The organism is Phycicoccus sonneratiae, from assembly GCF_016887965.1.
Lineage (GTDB): Bacteria > Actinomycetota > Actinomycetes > Actinomycetales > Dermatophilaceae > Phycicoccus > Phycicoccus sonneratiae.
In genome coordinates this window covers 342,624-358,906 of the sequence record NZ_JAFDVD010000008.1, presented here as the reverse complement: position 1 = coordinate 358,906, position 16,283 = coordinate 342,624, and the positions used below count along the sequence as shown (strand labels likewise).

Here is a 16,283-nt window from a genome sequence, read left to right as displayed (position 1 = left end):
GAGCACGATGACGAGCTCGACCCACCGCGGGGGACCGCTGCAGCTCACGCTCGAGCAGCTACGCACCGACATCGCCGACGGGACCGTCGACACGGTCATCGTGGCGTTCACGGACATGCAGGGACGGTTGCAGGGCAAGCGGATCCACGGCGCCTTCTTCCTGGACCACGTCCTCGACGCCGGCACGGAGGGCTGCAACTACCTCCTCGCCGTCGACGTCGACATGAACACGGTCGACGGCTACGCGATCTCCTCGTGGGAGCGCGGCTACGGCGACATGTTCTTCGAGATGGACCTGTCGACGTTGCGCCGCACGCCGGGCTTCCCGAACTCGGTGACCATCCAGAGCGACCTCACCTGGCTCGACGGGTCCGGCGAGGTCGTCCAGTCGCCGCGCAGCATCCTCAAGAAGCAGGTCGCGTCCGCGGCCGACGACGGATGGGGGGCCTTCGCCGGCACCGAGCTCGAGTTCATCCTCTTCGAGGAGTCGTACGAGGAGGCCTGGGACCGGCGCTACCACGGGCTCACCGGGGCGAACCGGTACAACGTCGACTACTCGATCCTCGGCGGCAGCAAGGTCGAGCCGGTGCTGCGCGAGATCCGCAACGAGATGTACCGGGCCGGGATGACGGTCGAGTCGGCCAAGGGGGAGTGCAACCTCGGGCAGCACGAGATCGGCTTCCTCTTCGACGAGGTCCTGCGCACGTGCGACAACCACACCGTCTACAAGACCGGTGCCAAGGAGATCGCCGCCCGGCACGGACAGGCACTGACCTTCATGGCCAAGTTCGACGCGCGCGAGGGCAACTCGTGCCACATCCACCTGTCGCTGCGCGGCACCGACGGCGAGGTGGTCTTCGCCGACGACGACCGCGACGGCGGCCGCTCCGAGCTCTTCGACCACTTCCTCGCGGGCGTGCTCGCGACGATGCGCGAGCTGACGTACTTCTACGCACCGAACATCAACTCCTACAAGCGCTTCGCCAAGGGGTCGTTCGCTCCCACCGCCGTCGCGTGGGGCACCGACAACCGCACGTGCGCGCTGCGGGTCGTCGGTCACGGAGCCGGCCTGCGGGTCGAGAACCGCGTCCCGGGCGGTGACGTCAACCCGTACCTCGCGATCGCCGCGATGCTGGCCGGCGGCCTGCACGGCATCCGCGAGGGCCTCGAGCTGCCGCCGGTCTGCGAGGGGAACGCCTACCAGGGCGACTACGAGCACGTCCCGACGACCCTCCGGGAGGCGCGCGACCTGCTCGCCGCCAGCGAGGTCGCGCGGGCCGCGTTCGGCGACGAGGTCGTCGACCACTACGTCAACGCCGCCGACGTCGAGATCACCGCGTTCACCGCGGCGGTCACCGACTGGGAGCGGGTCCGAGGATTCGAGAGGCTGTGAGCACCCACCGATGAGCACCACCACGCACGACGTCATCGACCCGGCGACCGAGGAGGTCGTCACGACGATCGACCTCGCCGGGCTGGAGGAGACCGACGCCGCCGTCGCGCGGGCCGTGCAGGTCGGCCCCGCCTGGCGGGCCGTGAGCCCCGCCGACCGCGGGATGCTCCTGCGCCGCTTCGCCGACGTCGTCGAGGAGCACGCCGAGGAGCTGGCCCGCCTCGAGGTCCGGAACGCCGGCCACACCATCGGCAACGCGCGGTGGGAGGCGGGGAACGTCGTCAACGTCCTGTGCTACTACTCCGCGGCGCCGGAGCGGCTCTTCGGCCGGCAGATCCCCGTCGCCGGCGGTCTCGACGTCACCTTCAAGGAGCCGCTCGGCGTCGTCGGCGTCATCGTGCCGTGGAACTTCCCGATGCCGATCATGGGCTGGGCGATGGCGCCCGCCCTCGCCGCGGGGAACACGGTCGTGCTCAAGCCGGCCGAGCTGACACCGCTGACCGCGATGCGGATCGGTGAGCTGGCCCTCGAGGCCGGCATCCCCGAGGGCGTGCTGTCGATCCTGCCCGGCCCCGGGCGGGTCGTCGGCGAGCGGTTCGTCACCCACCCCGACGTCCGCAAGGTCGCCTTCACCGGCTCGACGCCGGTGGGGCAGGGCATCATGCGCGGCGCCGCCGAGCACCTCAAGCGGGTCACCCTCGAGCTCGGCGGCAAGTCGGCGAACATCGTCTTCGCCGACGCCGACCTCGACAAGGCGGCCGCCGCGGCCCCGATGAGCTTCCTCGACAACGCCGGCCAGGACTGCTGCGCCCGGACGCGGATCCTCGTGCAGCGCAGCGTCTACGACGCCTTCATGGAGCGGTTCGAGGGGGCCGTCAAGGACGTCGTCGTCGGTGACCCGGGCGCCGAGACCACCGAGATGGGCCCGCTCGTCAGCGAGCGCCAGCGCGAGGTGGTCCGCGGCTACGTCGACGGCACCGACGGCCACGAGGCGGTCGACGTCGCCTTCCGCGGCTCGGCCCCCGAGGGGCGCGGCTGGTGGTACCCGCCGACCGTCGTGCTCCCGCGTGACACCACCGACCGGGTCTGGCGCGAGGAGGTCTTCGGGCCGGTCGTCGCCGTCCTGCCCTTCGAGGACGAGGCCGACGCGGTCGCCAAGGCCAACGACACCGAGTACGGGCTCTCCGGCTCGATCTGGACCCGCGACGTCGGGCGCGCGCTGCGCGTCGCGCGCGGCGTCGAGGCCGGGAACCTCTCGGTCAACAGCCACTCCTCGGTGCGCTACTCGACCCCGTTCGGCGGCTTCAAGAGCAGCGGGATCGGGCGCGAGCTCGGCCCCGACGCGCTCGACGCCTTCACCGAGGTGAAGAACGTCTTCATCTCGACCGAGGACTGACCCCACCCCACTCACCACGACCCCACGACAGAACCAGGAGACGGACATGGCAGGCAGGCTCGAGGGCAAGGTCGCCGTGGTCACCGGCGGGTGCTCCGGCATCGGCCTCGCGACGGTGCGACGCTTCGCCGAGGAGGGCGCGACGGTCGTCGTCGGCGACCTCGCGGACGAGGCCGGCGAGGCCCTCGCCGCGGAGATCGGCGGCGCCTACGTGCACACCGACGTCGCGAGCAAGGACGACGTCGACCGCCTCTTCGCGACCGCGGTCGAGAAGTACGGCAAGCTCGACATCGCCTTCAACAACGCCGGCATCAGCCCGCCCGACGACGACTCCATCCTCGACACCGACCTCGACGCGTGGCGCCGGGTGCAGGAGGTCAACCTCACGTCGGTCTACCTCTGCTGCAAGGCGGCCCTGCCCTACATGCTCGAGAACAAGCGCGGCTCGATCATCAACACCGCGTCGTTCGTCGCCGTCATGGGCGCGGCGACCTCGCAGATCTCGTACTCGGCGAGCAAGGGCGGCGTGCTGTCGATGACCCGCGAGCTCGGGGTGCAGTTCGCCCGCGAGGGCATCCGGGTCAACGCCCTGTGTCCCGGGCCGGTCAACACCCCGCTGCTCAAGGAGCTCTTCGCCAAGGACGCCGAGCGGGCGGCGCGCCGGCTCGTCCACGTCCCGATGGGCCGCTTCGGCGAGCCCGAGGAGATGGCCAACGCGGTGCTCTTCCTCGCCTCCGACGAGTCGAGCTTCATGACCGCCTCGACCTTCCTCGTCGACGGCGGCATCTCCGGCGCCTACGTCACGCCGCTCTGAGGTCGGAGGTGGCGCAGCGCCGGCCGGTCATCGGCATCACCTGCTACGTCGAGGACGTCGACCGCCCCCCGTGGGTCGGCCAGCGCAGCGCCGTGCTGCCGTACCGGTACGTCGCCCAGGTCGAGGCGGCCGGTGGGCTCGCGGTCGTGCTCCCGCCGCGGCCAGACGTCGACGAGGCGATGGCGCGCGAGGTGGTCGAGCGCCTCGACGGGCTGGTCGTCGCCGGTGGGGCGGACGTCTCCGCGCACCTGTACGGCGCTGCGCCGCACCCGACCTCGCAGGACCCGAGGCCCGACCGCGACGCCTGGGAGACGGCGCTGGTGCGTGCGGCGGAGGAGGTCGACCTGCCGGTGCTCGGCATCTGCCGGGGGATGCAGGTGATGGCCGTCGCCGCCGGCGGGCGCATCGAGCAGCACGTGCCGGACCGGGTCGGTCACGAGGCGCACTCGCCCCGCCCGGGCGTCTACTCGTCGCACCACGTCGACCCGGTGGACGGATCCCGCCTCGCCGGCCTCCTCGGCGACGAGCCGCTCGACGTGCCGACCTACCACCACCAGGCCGTCGTCCCGGACTCGCTCGACGGCACCGGGTGGGCGCCGAGCGCCTGGCACGAGGACGGCACGCTCGAGGCGATGGAGGACCCGCGCTCCCGGTTCCGGCTGGCCGTCCAGTGGCACGCCGAGGAGGGCGAGAGCCCCGCGCTCTTCGCGGCGCTCGTCAGCGAGGCCCGGTCCGTCGCCGACGGGGCCGACGAGCGCGGCGGGCCGCCCGCGGCGCGCTGACCGCCTCGGGCCAGCGCAGGGGTCCCGCCGGCCGGGCCCGCAGCCCGAGGGGTCGGGCGTGGCCGGCCTCCGCGAGGTGCCTGCGCACCGCGGCGCGGGCCTCGGGCGAGGTCAGCGCCTCGGCGACGCCCGCCGGGTCCTCGTGGTCGGTGTGCGGGACGCCCAGCCGGCGGAGCCGGGCGAGCACCTCGACCTGGCTGTGGAGCCCGCGTCCGGTGCCCGGCAGGTGGAGGACCCCGTCGCGCGCCGCGTAGACGTGGAAGCGCCGGGGCCGGAAGCCGCCGGCCACGAGGAGCGGGTAGTGACGCGCCTCGAGCTCGACCCGCTCGTAGCCGGGCTCGGTGGCGTCGACCGCCGCCAGCTGGGCGTCGTCGAGCAGCTGAAGGACGACCGCCGTCCGCCGACCGGTGCGGTGCACCGGGGTCGCGGGGAGGTAGCCGCCCCGCGAGACGTACGCGGTGTGCGCGACGCCGAGGTGGCCCACGACGCCGGTGAGCAGGGGGACGACGCCGGGTGCCCCGTGCCGCCCGAGCTTGTGCGCGAGCACCTCGGCGGCCGCGTTGGACCCGACGGCGAGGACCGGGGTCCGCTCCGACAGCGGAGCCGCCCCGTGCTCGGCGAGCAGCCGGGCCAGGGCCGTGCGCCGGTGCGGGCGCAGCGTGTGAGCCTGCCCGTCGACGAGCAGCCGGGGCCCCGGGACGGGGGCGAGCGGGTAGTCGAGCGGCCGGAGGGTGAGGTCTCCGGGGACGGGGTCGTGGGCGCGGCCGGGCATCGCCTCCACCGTACGTGCGGTCAGCGGGGGTCCGCCACGAGCTCGTCGAGCACCCGGCGGAACGAGGCGTAGCGGCGCGGCCCGACCTCCTCGGCGAAGCGCTCCTCGACCACCGCCGTGGCCGCGACGACCCGGGCGACGAAGGCGTCGCCCTCGGGGGTCCGGCGGACGAGGCGGACCCGGCGGTCGGTGGGGTCGGCGACGGCGACGAGGTGCCCCGAGGCGGTGAGCTGCGCGACGAACTGCCCGCACCCCTGCTTCGTCATGCCGATCTGCTCGGCGATGGCCGTGACGCTCGCGCCCTCCTCCGGGACGCCCCCGAGCACCCGGACGTGCGAGAAGCGCAGTCCGTCCATCGGCAGGTCGGCGAGCTCGGCCCGGATGCGGGCGAACAGGCCGGCCATCAGCTCGGGGAGAACCTCCTTGACCTCGGTCATAAAGCAACTTTACCATCCTGTGGTAAAGCGACTTTCCCACAGGAGGGGTCATGGCCGGTCTCACCGCCCTCGGCGCGGCCGCGGTCGACGCCGACGAGCTCGCCACGATGCTCGCGGCGCACCACCACCTCGCCGGACCGGTGGAGGTCCTCGACGTCGAGGTGTCCGAGTTCCCCTACGAGCTCGTGAGCATCACGACCGCCGCGCGCCACCGCGTCCGCGGACGTCTGCGGTCGCCCGCGGGCGAGCGGGAGTTCGCGCTGTTCGTCAAGGTCGTCCAGGCGTGGGAGCGCTCGCCGCTCTTCGCCCAGGTCCCGGAGCACCTCCGGGAGATGGCCGCCGCATCCGTGCCGTGGCGCACCGAACCGCTGGCGTACCGCTCCGACCTCGGCGCCCGACTGCCCGACGGCCTGACGATGCCCACCGCGGTGGCCGTCCGCGACCTCGACGAGCTGTCCTGCGCGATCTGGCTCGAGGAGCTGAGCGTGCTCGACGTGCCGTGGGACGACGAGCGCCACGCGTGCGCCGCCCGGCTGCTCGGCCGGCTGGCGGGGAGCGCCGCCGTGGCGCCCCTGGCCGGCGTCGGCGGCCTCGACTGGACCCTGCGCGACTACCTCGGAGGGCGGCTCGGCAACCAGGTCCTCCCGATGCTGGCCGACGACGGCCTCTGGGCCCACCCGCTCGTGGCCGGGGCCTTCGACGCCGACCTGCGGTCGCGGCTGTGCGCGGCCGGCGAGCGCGCCGTCGAGCTCGTCGAGGAGGCGCTGGACCTCCCGCACCTGCCGGCCCACGGTGACGCCTGCCCCAACAACCTGCTGGCCGTCGAGGGCGTCGACGGGTTCGTCCTCATCGACTACGGCTACTGGATGCCGATGCCGGCCGGCGCCGACCTCGGGCAGCTCCTCGTCGGTGACGTGCAGATCGGCCGGTGCCGCGCCGGCGACCTGGCGGCCCGCGACGCCGCGCTGCTCGACGCCTACGTGGCCGGGCTGCGCGACGAGGGTCGCGACGTGCCGCTGGAGGTGGTGGCCCGCGGGCACGCGCTGCACCACCTGCTGCTCACCGGGCTCTCGAGCGTGCCGTGGGAGCACCTCGGGTCGCCGCCGTCGCCGGAGCTCGAGGCGGTCGCCGAGGACCGTGCCGCCATCGCCCGGTTCTGTCTCGACCGGCTGGACGCGACGACGATCTCGTGATCCGCGGGTGACAATGGGCCGGTGAGCCGACTCAACAGACTGGCCGTCGCCGCGGGGGCCGCGAGCGCCCTCGGTGCGCTCGCCGCCGCCGGGCGTGGCGTGGGCGCGGCGATGGGTGCCCGACCCGACGGCGTCCGCCTCGAGCGGATGCGCCGGTCGCCGAACTACCGTGCCGGGGCCTTCCACAACCGCCGCCGCGGCACGGCCTCGATGCCCACGAGCCAGCGCGACGTCTTCGACCGCTACCGCGCCAACGCCGAGACCCGTCGCCCGCCGGGCCCGATCCCCGTCGTCAGCGCGCACCGCGAGCCGGCGGCCGGCGGGCTGCACGTCACGTGGTTCGGCCACGCGAGCGCGCTCGTCGAGCTCGACGGCGTGCGCCTCCTCCTCGACCCGGTCTGGAGCGAGCGCTGCTCTCCGAGCCAGCACGTCGGTCCGCGGCGGCTGCACGCCACGCCCGTGCCGCTCGACCGGATCGGCCGGGTCGATGCCGTCGTCATCTCGCACGACCACTACGACCACCTCGACATGGAGACCATCCGGTCGCTGGCGGCCACGACCGACGCGGTCTTCCTCGTCCCGCTCGGGGTCGGGGCGCACCTCGACGTCTGGGGCGTCCCGGGGGCGCGGGTCGTCGAGTGCGACTGGGGCGAGGGCACCGAGGTCGGCGGGGTGCGGGTCACGGCCGTGGAGTCCCAGCACTTCTCCGGGCGCGGGCTGCGCCGCGACGGCACGCTCTGGGCCTCGTGGGTCATCGCCGGCGAGGGCGGCAAGGTCTTCTTCAGCGGCGACACCGGCTACTTCGACGGCTACGCGGGCCTCGGAGCCGAGCACGGGCCGTTCGACGTCTCGCTCATGGCCGTCGGGGCCTACGACCCGGCGTGGCGCGACATCCACCTCGACCCCGAGGAGGCGGTGCGCGCCACCGCCGAGCTCGGTGGTGGACTGCTGCTGCCCATCCACTGGTGCACGTTCGTCCTTGCGCCACACCCGTGGGCCGAGCCGGTCGAGCGGCTGCTCGTCGCGGCGGCCACCGAGGGGGTGCCCGTCGTCGTGCCGCGCGTCGGCGACCGCGTCGACGTCTCCGACCCGCCCGGGCTGGACCCCTGGTGGGAGCAGGCCGCGGCGGCGGTCCACGCCTGACGGCCACGATGTGGACGGCCGCTGGCCGCCCGTGCGCCCGCGTGCCACGCTGACCGGGTGACGTTCCGTGACGCGGCCACCGCCGCGATCATCATCGTGTAGCGCGACGAGCAGCCAGCTCGTCGCGCAGACCTCCCGCACCCGGGGGGTCTTTTCGTTTGACGGGACGTCACCCGGACGGGGACGGCTCGCCGAGCGGACCGGGCGCCCGCCCACCCCCGCGGGCGACCCGGCGGACGCTGGACGATGATGGGCACCGAGCAGCACGCGTCGACGCCCCGGCCCACCCGGGCCGGGGCAGGGCGCCGGGAGACCGGCACGAGCCGCGGATGGATCCGATGACCGACCTGCACGTGTACGACACGACCCTGCGCGACGGCGCGCAGCAGGAGGGGCTCAACCTCTCCGTGGCCGACAAGCTGGCCATCGCGTCCCACCTCGACGACCTCGGCGTCGGCTTCATCGAGGGCGGCTGGCCCGGCGCCAACCCCAAGGACACCGAGTTCTTCGCCCGGGCCGCGCGCGACCTGCGGCTGCGCAACGCCACGCTCGCCGCCTTCGGGGCCACCCGGCGGGCCGGCGGGAAGGCCGAGTCCGACCCGCTCGTGCGCGCCCTGCTCGACAGCCAGGCGCAGGTGGTCACGCTCGTCGCGAAGTCGCACACCGGTCACGTCGAGCGGGCGCTGCGCACGACCCTCGCCGAGAACCTCGAGATGATCCGCGACACCGTGTCGTTCCTGAGCGCCGAGGGGCGGCGGGTCTTCCTCGACGCCGAGCACTTCTTCGACGGCTACCGCACCGACCGCGCCTACGCGCTCGAGGCCGTGCGCGCCGCGGTCGAGTCCGGGGCCGAGGTGGTGGCCCTGTGCGACACCAACGGCGGGCTGCTGCCGGGCGAGGTCGCGGCCGTCGTCGAGGACGTGGTCGGCAGCACCGGGGCGCGCGTGGGCATCCACTGCCACAACGACACCGGCTGCGCGGTCGCCAACTCGATGGCCGCGGTCGAGGCCGGGGCCACGCACGTGCAGGGCACCATCAACGGCTACGGCGAGCGCACCGGCAACGCCGACCTGCTCACCGTCGTCGCCAACCTCCAGCTCAAGCAGGGCCGCGAGCTCCTCGAGCCGCACCGGCTCCAGGACGCCACCCGCATCGCACACGCCATCGCCGAGGTCACCAACGTCCCGGCGTACTCGCGCCAGCCCTACGTCGGGTCGAGCGCCTTCGCGCACAAGGCCGGCCTGCACGCGAGCGCCATCAAGGTCGACCCCGACCTCTACCAGCACCTCGACCCCAAGAGCGTCGGCAACGACATGCGGATGCTCGTCTCCGACATGGCCGGTCGGGCGTCCATCGAGCTGAAGTCGCGCGAGCTCGGGTTCCCCCTCGACTCCAGCGACGAGGGTGACGCCGCGACGCTGCGCCGCGTGCTGGCCACGGTCAAGGAGAAGGAGCTGCGCGGCTACACCTTCGACGCCGCCGACGCGAGCTTCGAGCTGCTGCTGCGCCGCGAGGTCGACGGCACCCTGCCGGCCTTCTTCGAGGTCGAGTCCTGGCGGGTCATCACCGACGCGCGGGGCGACGAGGACGCGCTGTCCGAGGCGACCGTCAAGGTGCGTGCTGCCGAGCGGCGGCACGTCGAGACCGGGGAGGGCAACGGCCCGGTCAACGCGCTCGACCACGCGCTGCGCACGGCGCTCTCGGCGACCTACCCGGAGATCGCCGACCTCGAGCTCATCGACTACAAGGTCCGCATCCTCGACGCCGCCCACGGCACCGACGCCGTGACGCGCGTGCTCATCGAGACCTCCGACGGCACGACGTCGTGGACGACGATCGGGGTCGCGGCGAACATCCTCGAGGCGAGCTGGGACGCCCTCGTCGAGTCGGTCACCTACGGGCTGGTGCGGGCCGGGGTCGCCCCGCGTTGACCCCGCCGGCGCTCAGCGCACCCCGAAGCGCCGCCGCGCGAGGAGGACGGTGACGAAGGACAGCACGGCGATGACGACGAAGTAGATGCTCGGCGCCGTGCGCGACCCCGTCGCCTCGATGAGGAACGTGAAGATCGCCCCGGTGAACCCGCCGAAGACGAGGACGCCGACGTTGTAGCCGACGGCCATCCCGGTCGTGCGCACGTTGGTCGGGAAGAGGTCGGCGTACAGGCCCGGCAGCGGGCCGAAGTAGGCCGCCATGAGGGCCCCGAACACGACCTGCACGACGGTGAGCACGGCGACGCTCGGCACGCCGACGACGAGCTGGAAGAGCGGCCACGCGAGCACGGCGCCCGCGCCAGCGGCGACGAGCATCACCCGGCCGGGGCCGACCCGGTCGGCGAGCCGGCCGATGAACGGGGTCCCGACGAGGGTGACGACGCCGGCGATCATCCCGCCGAGGTAGCCCGCGTACGAGGGCAGCCCGAGGCTCTTCACCGCGAAGGTCGGCATGTAGAGGATGAGGTAGACCGACAGCGAGGCGAGCGCCACGGCGCCGGCCGCGGTGAGGACGCGGGTCAGGTGGGTGCTCAGCGCCGAGCCGAGCGGTGAGTCGAGCTTCTCGGCCCGCTCGAAGTCCTCGGTCTCGTCCATCCGCCGGCGGATGTACCAGCCGACGGGGCCGATGAGCATCCCGACGAGGAACGGCACCCGCCAGCCCCAGGTGTAGAGGGCGTCGTGCGACAGGAACGTCGTCAGCCCGAACCCGAACGCCGAGGCGAGCAGGAGGGCGGCGCCCTGGGTGGCGACCTGCCAGCTGCCGTAGAACGCCTTGCGGTCGGGGGCGCTCTCGACGAGGAAGGTGGTGGCGGTGCCGAACTCGCCGCCGGCCGAGAACCCCTGCACGAGACGGGAGGCGAGCAGCCAGAGTCCGCCGGCGACCGGACCGACGACGGCGGCCGTCGGGGCGACGGCCATGAGCCCGGTGCCGAGCATCATGAGGAGGATGGTCGCCGAGAGTGCGCGCTTGCGGCCGTGCCGGTCGGCCCAGTTGCCGATGACGGCCGCCCCGAGCGGACGCACGAGGTAGGAGACCGCGAAGGTGAGGAAGGTGAACATCAGCGCGGCGAAGCCGGAGACCTCGGGGAAGAACAGCTCACTGATGACCACGGCGAAGCTCGAGTAGACGATGACGTCGAACCACTCGAGGGCGTTGCCGACCGACGAGGCGATGACCGCCTTCCGGGCCCGCGCGACCTCGGCCGGGGTCGGGGTCGGGGTCGGGGTCGGCGTCGGGGGAGGGGTGGTGTCGTCGTGGGTGGCGGTGCGTTCGCTCGAAGCCATGACCTCGACCCTTGCACTCACTGCACCGTTGTGGGGGCTCCGTGACGCGGTGTCCGACCCGCGGGCCACGCCGCCGGCCCGGACGTAGCCGGTGGTGGCCGGGCAGCGGCCCGCGTCACTGCGACCACAGAGGGCTACACGTCGATCCGCGAACTCACCTCACATGCCGATGAGGGTGCGTCGAGTTAGCCCGACTGGTCGGGGCCTTGAACGGCCAAGACCAAAAGAATCGTGTTTGGGTCTCTCCACTGGTCGGATTCGCCGAGGTACTCGATATGAACATGGCGACTGACTTCGGATGGGCCTGACTGTCGAGCCGCTTGTGCAATGCCGCGCATAGCAGATAGCACCATGTCTCGCGCCTCACTGTTGCCCTCGATCCAGAGGGTAGTGCCATCCAACGAGACCTTCAGCAGGGTTCCCGTCGTTCGTTTCAAGCCAACGCCGCCGCCAGACACCGTGAGCGCGGAGTCGTCCACTGCGTTCTCCAACTCGGCGGCCAGCCCGTCGAGGGCATCGGGTGTCCCGGAAAGTTCGACATCCTCCCCGCTGATCAAAAGGCGGCAGAGGCCGTAGATCAGATCCATCGCGGCATCCTCGCAGCCCCGCGGGAAATGGCACGCTCATGCCGCAGATCGTGACGTGCGGTCTCGAGGAGGGGAGGCAATCGACCTAGCCCTCCGGTGCAGCGTTGCTGGCTCGGCGGGAGGGTTTGGCCGCTAGCCCCAGCTCCTGCGCACGGGCTGGGGTGAGGATCATCTCGCCAAAGTCATTGCGGGCCGCGCTCAGCAGCGCGTCAGGGATCGGTTCGCCTGCTGCGATGGGCTCGTACCACGCGCCGAGGTCGCGCGCTTCGACGAGGACGTGCCCGTCGTCGACGCGCTGAGTACTCCAAGCTGAAAGATCGTTCGCCTTCTCGAGGTGCTGGTTGGTCAAGAGCTGGATCCCGCTGGGGTCGAGCAAGAACTCGTGCCAGCGCTCGGGGTGGTACTGGTAGGCCCGGCCGTTGAACGGACTGTCGCTCCGGGCGGGGGGTTGCATCAGCAGTCCCCACGACTGGCTCGATGTCATGCCGATCGTGACCTCGTCGAGTGACATCGTGCGGAAGGTGTCGCGCGCTTGGTCGACGAAGGGCCGCCACTCGCCAAGTGTCTGGTGCATCAAGCTGAGGGCTGCTGGACTTTGGAAGGAGGCCATCCGGACCACCATCTCGTCCTTAAGGTATCCGGTGGCGCTGGCTGATCCATGACGACGCACGTCACCGGCCATCACATTGGCCACGGTTGCTCGGTCTGCTGGCAGGGCGGCTCGCAGGTCTGCGTGGACGACGAGCGTTGCGCCGGCGACGTCGACCCAGTCGCAGGCCAGGTCAACGGCGAGCGCGCGAGCGTCTTCGTCGGGTGTCCAGCCGTCGTACGGTCCCGCGCCGGGGCCAGGTCGGAAACCGATGAGGGCGAAGAAGGTCGGCGCCCGCTGGAATGCCTCGCGCGTCCACATCGGCGGCGCCACGCCCCCCGCGCCACCCAATGTGCCACGGACCCCTGCATCGGCCAGCGACTGCACGACCCGGTCCAGCCACGGGTCGACCTGCTCCGGCGTCCCCTCGGCGAGGAGGAGATAGCTTCGGGAACCTGCGAACCAGCCGCCGTTGTGCGGCGCATCGGGTTCGTCAGGCAACGCAGCGTCGAGCATGGACAGTTCGATCGGTCCGGCGCCGCGTAGGGCGATGAGGTAGGTCCCCTCGGCACCCAGCACGTCGTGCGTCCTCTTGATGGACGCGCGGTCAACTTCCACCCCACTCGCTCCCTCAGCAGCCAACCTTGCAAGCCCTGGCCCGTACAGCGTGACATGTTGAATCGCTCGTGATTGGGCGATCTGCCCGGCCCGGTCATGGCCGACTCGGAAGACGTCACGCGAGATCGTTCGGGGAATCGTCCGCTCATACCGCCGGTCGTGCCTGCGCCCTGCACACCCTTGCGGCCGTCTGGGCGTGGTCGATCGCTGGGCCGAGCGGCCGGTGGCGAGGTTCGAGCGCGTGGTGACTGCCGCCGGGGCGCGGCATCGTCGACCTGCGGTTCTGACGGACAGCCTGACCGACCGGGCGCAGGGCGGATCGGGTCGGTCAGCCGCCCGCGGCGATGTTGACCAGCCACGAGGTCCCGAACCGGTCGACGCACATCCCGAACTCGTCGCCCCACGGCTGGGTGGCCAGGTCGACCGTCACGGTCCCGCCGTCCGACAGCGCCTGCCAGTAGCCGCGCAGTTCCTCGGTGTCGTCCCCGCCGAGGCTGACCGCGAGGTAGTTTCCGGGCTGCAACGACTGGCCCGGCAGCATGTCGGCGGCCATCAGCGTGAGGCCAGACGCTGTGTCCAGCCGGCCGTGCATGACCTGGTCGCCGATGCCGTGGTCGTCGGTGCCGAAGTCGCCGAAGTGGTTGATCGTGAGATCTCCGCCGAACACGTCCTGGTAGAACGCCAGGGCGGCCGAGGCGTCACCCGCGAAGCTCAGGTAGGGGTTCAGTCGAGTAGTCATGGACCGACGATAGAGGGCTGATCCGGAATCGAGGGTGCGGGTGGAGGCTCTGCCGCCGGTCTCGACGGCACCAGCCGTCCGGTTCGACGACCCAGCACACGAGGACTGCACCGACCGCCCGGTCAGACCGCGATCAGTCGATGTGTACCACCCCGCCGCGATGAGAGTGGGACCGGCGAGCGCCGAGGACGGCGGCGTGCGCCGGTGGCGTCGGTCAGGTGGCCTGTCAGTGGTCACGTCTAGGGTGAGAGGCACAGGGAAGGCGGGGACCATGGAGCCGATCACGGTGCAGGAGAGGCGTGCTGATGCTGCACCCTCCGCCGTGGTCGCCGGACTTCGAGCATCCTTGGCGACCCTCGACGCGGGTGCCCTGAGCGACCACGAGCGCGTCGCCCTGGTCTGCGAGCTCGAGCGGCTCAAGGGCGCTGCCGCGGCCTGCCAGGCGCGGGCCACGGACGCGCTGCGGCTGTCACGCGAGGTCGCGGCACCGCAGGACGTGGCCCGCTCCGTGGGGTCGGAGGTCGCACTGGCCCGCCGGGAGGCGCCGAGCAGCGGAGACCGCTTCGTCGGCTTGTCACGGGCGCTGGTCCACGAGCTGCCGTGTCTCATGGCGGCGCTCACCGGCGGGCTGGTCGACGAGCGGGCTGCTGTCGAGGTCGTCCGCGAGACCGCCACGCTGACCCGTGAGGACCGCGGCGAGGTGGACCGCCGCATCGCGAGCGCCCTGCCGCACCTCTCCGCCCGGGCGGCCGGGCGGGCCGCCGCGCGCGTCGCGGCCGAGCTGGACGCGGGGTCCGTGGTCCGTCGGATGGAGGCCGCGGTGAGGAGCCGCCGGGTGACCGTCCGCCCGGCCCCGGACGGCATGGCCTACCTGACGGTGCTCGGGCCCCTGCGGGAGGTCGTCGGCGCTCACGCGGCACTCCTGCGCAGGGCTCGCAGCGTCGTCGGCGGGCAGTGCGCGGAGGAGGCCCCCGAGGGCCGCGGGGTCGGAGCGGTGAGTGCCGACACCGCCCTCGGCCTGTTGTCCGGGGTGTTCCCGGGCCGGATGCAGCCCGTCGAGGTGCAGCTCGTCATCACCGACCGTGCCCTCCTCGGTACTGGCGACCCCCACCGGTCCGTCGACGAGCCGGCCCGCATCCCCGCCCACGGGTCCGTGCCCGCGCCGGTCGCGCGCGCCTGGGTCCGGGGGGCCGGCCCCGCATCCGCGTGGCTGCGCCGGCTGTACACGAGCCCCGACGGCCGCGACCTGGTCGCGATGGACTCCCGCCGCCGCGTCTTCCTCGGTGGGCTCCGCCGGATGGTCGTCCTGCGCGACGACGTGTGCACCACCCCCTTCTGCGACGCACCGATCGTCCACGCCGACCACGCCCACCCGGCCCGCGACGGCGGCTCCACCAGCGCGCTGAACGGCAACGGGAAGTGCTCCCGGTGCAACCTCGTCAAGGAGGCGCCGGGCTGGGAGGTCGTCGTCGAGCGCGCCTCACCCCACGAGATCGTGACCCGGACCCCGACCGGGCACTCCTACCGCTCCCTGGCCCCACCACTGCTCGGATGGGGCAGCGAGACGCATCCGCCTCCTGACCTCCCCGTGGCCGGGTCTTCCCTACCGGGCGACTCCGTGCTCGAACGACGCCTCGACTGGTTCTTCGCCGCCTCTGCGTGACCCGGGGCCGCGCGAGCGTCAGCGGCCTCGAGGACGCCGAGAAGCCTGCGGCGCAACGCGTTCGAGCGCACGGTGAAGGCCCGCTGCCGCCCCAGGTACTCGGCCTTGCCCTCGGGCGTCTCGATGCGCACCGGCTCGTAGCCGAGCTCGCGCAGGTCGTAGGGCGAGGCCTGCATGTCGAGCACCCGGATGTCGCGCGCGAGGTCGAAGGCGTCGGCGGTGAGGTCGCTCGGCACGAGGGGCGCGAGCTTGAACGCCCACTTGTAGACGTCCATCCCGGCGTGGAGGCAGCCCGGCTGCTCGAGGGCGGCCTGGGTCTCGCGGGTCGGCCGCAGCTGGTTGAGCGGGGCGGCCGACGGGGTGAAGAAGCGGAAGGCGTCGAAGTGGGTGCAGCGGACGGTGTGCCGCTCGACGACCTCGTCGGTCCCGCGCTCCCCGAGGCGCAGCGGCCAGCCCGCGTGCCGGACGTCGTCCGCGGGCACCCGGTGCACCATCGCCCACTCGTGCAGCCCGAAGCAACCGAGGTGCGGGGGTCGCGACAGCGTCGCCTCGAGGAGGCCGCCGACGAAGGCGACGGTCGACCCGCGCGCCGCGAGGAACGAGCCGACGTCGAGCTCGACGCCGTCGCCGACGACGCGGTGGTGCCGCCACCCGGCGCGCTCGGTGCCCGCCGCGTCCTCGAGGACGACGCCGGCGCCGGGGTGCCACCGCCGCAGCCGTGCGGGGGAGTGGTTGTAGTAGCGGAAGAGGAAGTCCTCGACCGGATGCGTGCGTCCATCGGCCCGGCGCTCCCGGTGGCCGGCGGTGGCGGCGTCGACGCGGGCGGCGTGGGCGGCCTCGAGGGCGGTCCACTCCCCACGGGTCAGCACGGTGCGCACCGCG

14 protein-coding genes are annotated in these 16,283 nt (G+C 72.7%); 7 read left to right on the top strand and 7 right to left on the bottom strand.

Features of this window, described 5'->3' with window-relative positions; translation table 11 throughout:
• Positions 1 to 7: 7 nt before the first annotated feature.
• From JQN70_RS08970 to JQN70_RS08955, 4 genes are read left to right on the top strand one after another with little or no spacing between them, the layout of a single operon-like run.
• A complete protein-coding gene (locus JQN70_RS08970) occupies positions 8 to 1,393 on the top strand; it encodes a glutamine synthetase family protein (RefSeq protein ID WP_204130967.1) in 1,386 nt (461 codons plus the stop codon).
• Positions 1,394 to 1,403: 10 nt separating this feature from the next.
• On the top strand, positions 1,404 to 2,789 hold the full coding sequence (locus tag JQN70_RS08965) for an aldehyde dehydrogenase family protein (protein ID WP_204130966.1): 1,386 nt from the start codon (positions 1,404 to 1,406) through the stop codon (positions 2,787 to 2,789).
• Between the two features lie 46 nt (positions 2,790 to 2,835).
• Complete coding sequence (locus JQN70_RS08960) at positions 2,836 to 3,603, top strand: 3-oxoacyl-ACP reductase (RefSeq protein WP_204130965.1); 768 nt, start codon at positions 2,836 to 2,838, stop codon at positions 3,601 to 3,603.
• Positions 3,604 to 3,611: 8 nt separating this feature from the next.
• Positions 3,612 to 4,385: a gamma-glutamyl-gamma-aminobutyrate hydrolase family protein gene (locus tag JQN70_RS08955; protein ID WP_204130964.1), complete on the top strand. Its 774-nt coding sequence runs from the start codon at positions 3,612 to 3,614 to the stop codon at positions 4,383 to 4,385.
• Here the strand turns inward: JQN70_RS08955 and JQN70_RS08950 are convergent.
• Positions 4,321 to 5,157, bottom strand: a complete 837-nt coding sequence (locus JQN70_RS08950; protein WP_204130963.1) for a hypothetical protein — start codon at positions 5,155 to 5,157, stop codon at positions 4,321 to 4,323. The genes JQN70_RS08955 and JQN70_RS08950 overlap by 65 nt on opposite strands.
• A gap of 20 nt (positions 5,158 to 5,177) precedes the next feature.
• Positions 5,178 to 5,594 carry a MarR family winged helix-turn-helix transcriptional regulator gene (locus JQN70_RS08945; RefSeq protein ID WP_204130962.1) on the bottom strand — a complete coding sequence of 139 codons (417 nt, stop codon included), beginning with the start codon at positions 5,592 to 5,594 and terminating at the stop codon, positions 5,178 to 5,180.
• Between the two features lie 50 nt (positions 5,595 to 5,644).
• Here JQN70_RS08945 and JQN70_RS08940 point away from each other — a divergent pair, with 50 nt between their 5' ends.
• The 3 genes from JQN70_RS08940 to cimA all read left to right on the top strand — a co-directional run bounded on the left by JQN70_RS08940 (position 5,645) and on the right by cimA (position 9,861).
• Entirely contained in the window at positions 5,645 to 6,787 is a 1,143-nt protein-coding gene (locus JQN70_RS08940; RefSeq protein ID WP_204130961.1) for a phosphotransferase, read from the top strand.
• A 21-nt stretch (positions 6,788 to 6,808) separates the two neighbouring features.
• On the top strand, positions 6,809 to 7,930 hold the full coding sequence (locus JQN70_RS08935) for an MBL fold metallo-hydrolase (protein WP_307835884.1): 1,122 nt from the start codon (positions 6,809 to 6,811) through the stop codon (positions 7,928 to 7,930).
• A 338-nt stretch (positions 7,931 to 8,268) separates the two neighbouring features.
• The gene (cimA, locus tag JQN70_RS08930) at positions 8,269 to 9,861 is read left to right on the top strand and encodes a citramalate synthase (protein WP_204130960.1); all 1,593 of its coding nucleotides are present in this window, start codon (positions 8,269 to 8,271) and stop codon (positions 9,859 to 9,861) included.
• A 12-nt stretch (positions 9,862 to 9,873) separates the two neighbouring features.
• Here the strand turns inward: cimA and JQN70_RS08925 are convergent, their stop codons facing one another.
• From JQN70_RS08925 to JQN70_RS08900, 5 genes are all read right to left on the bottom strand, one after another.
• Complete coding sequence (locus tag JQN70_RS08925) at positions 9,874 to 11,205, bottom strand: MFS transporter (protein ID WP_204130959.1); 1,332 nt, start codon at positions 11,203 to 11,205, stop codon at positions 9,874 to 9,876.
• Positions 11,206 to 11,390: 185 nt separating this feature from the next.
• Positions 11,391 to 11,792, bottom strand: a complete 402-nt coding sequence (locus JQN70_RS08920; protein WP_204130958.1) for an Imm32 family immunity protein — start codon at positions 11,790 to 11,792, stop codon at positions 11,391 to 11,393.
• An 85-nt stretch (positions 11,793 to 11,877) separates the two neighbouring features.
• Positions 11,878 to 12,960 (bottom strand): hypothetical protein, encoded by a 1,083-nt coding sequence (locus JQN70_RS08915; RefSeq protein WP_204130957.1) that lies wholly within the window; start codon positions 12,958 to 12,960, stop codon positions 11,878 to 11,880.
• A gap of 367 nt (positions 12,961 to 13,327) precedes the next feature.
• On the bottom strand, positions 13,328 to 13,738 hold the full coding sequence (locus JQN70_RS08910) for a VOC family protein (protein ID WP_204130956.1): 411 nt from the start codon (positions 13,736 to 13,738) through the stop codon (positions 13,328 to 13,330).
• A gap of 1,521 nt (positions 13,739 to 15,259) precedes the next feature.
• Complete coding sequence (locus JQN70_RS08900) at positions 15,260 to 16,279, bottom strand: 3-methyladenine DNA glycosylase (RefSeq protein WP_307835883.1); 1,020 nt, start codon at positions 16,277 to 16,279, stop codon at positions 15,260 to 15,262.
• Positions 16,280 to 16,283: the final 4 nt, after the last annotated feature.

Bases quoted from the DNA above. Each gene is read 5' to 3' on its own strand.
- JQN70_RS08950 (WP_204130963.1), bottom strand. From the start codon at position 5,157: ATGCCCGGCCGCGCCCACGACCCCGTCCCCGGAGACCTCACCCTCCGG.
- JQN70_RS08940 (WP_204130961.1), top strand. From the start codon at position 5,645: ATGGCCGGTCTCACCGCCCTCGGCGCGGCCGCGGTCGACGCCGACGAG.
- JQN70_RS08920 (WP_204130958.1), bottom strand. From the start codon at position 11,792: ATGGATCTGATCTACGGCCTCTGCCGCCTTTTGATCAGCGGGGAGGAT.
- JQN70_RS08925 (WP_204130959.1), bottom strand. From the start codon at position 11,205: ATGGCTTCGAGCGAACGCACCGCCACCCACGACGACACCACCCCTCCC.
- JQN70_RS08965 (WP_204130966.1), top strand. From the start codon at position 1,404: ATGAGCACCACCACGCACGACGTCATCGACCCGGCGACCGAGGAGGTC.
- JQN70_RS08960 (WP_204130965.1), top strand. From the start codon at position 2,836: ATGGCAGGCAGGCTCGAGGGCAAGGTCGCCGTGGTCACCGGCGGGTGC.
- JQN70_RS08970 (WP_204130967.1), top strand. From the start codon at position 8: ATGACGAGCTCGACCCACCGCGGGGGACCGCTGCAGCTCACGCTCGAG.
- JQN70_RS08945 (WP_204130962.1), bottom strand. From the start codon at position 5,594: ATGACCGAGGTCAAGGAGGTTCTCCCCGAGCTGATGGCCGGCCTGTTC.
- JQN70_RS08910 (WP_204130956.1), bottom strand. From the start codon at position 13,738: ATGACTACTCGACTGAACCCCTACCTGAGCTTCGCGGGTGACGCCTCG.
- cimA (WP_204130960.1), top strand. From the start codon at position 8,269: ATGACCGACCTGCACGTGTACGACACGACCCTGCGCGACGGCGCGCAG.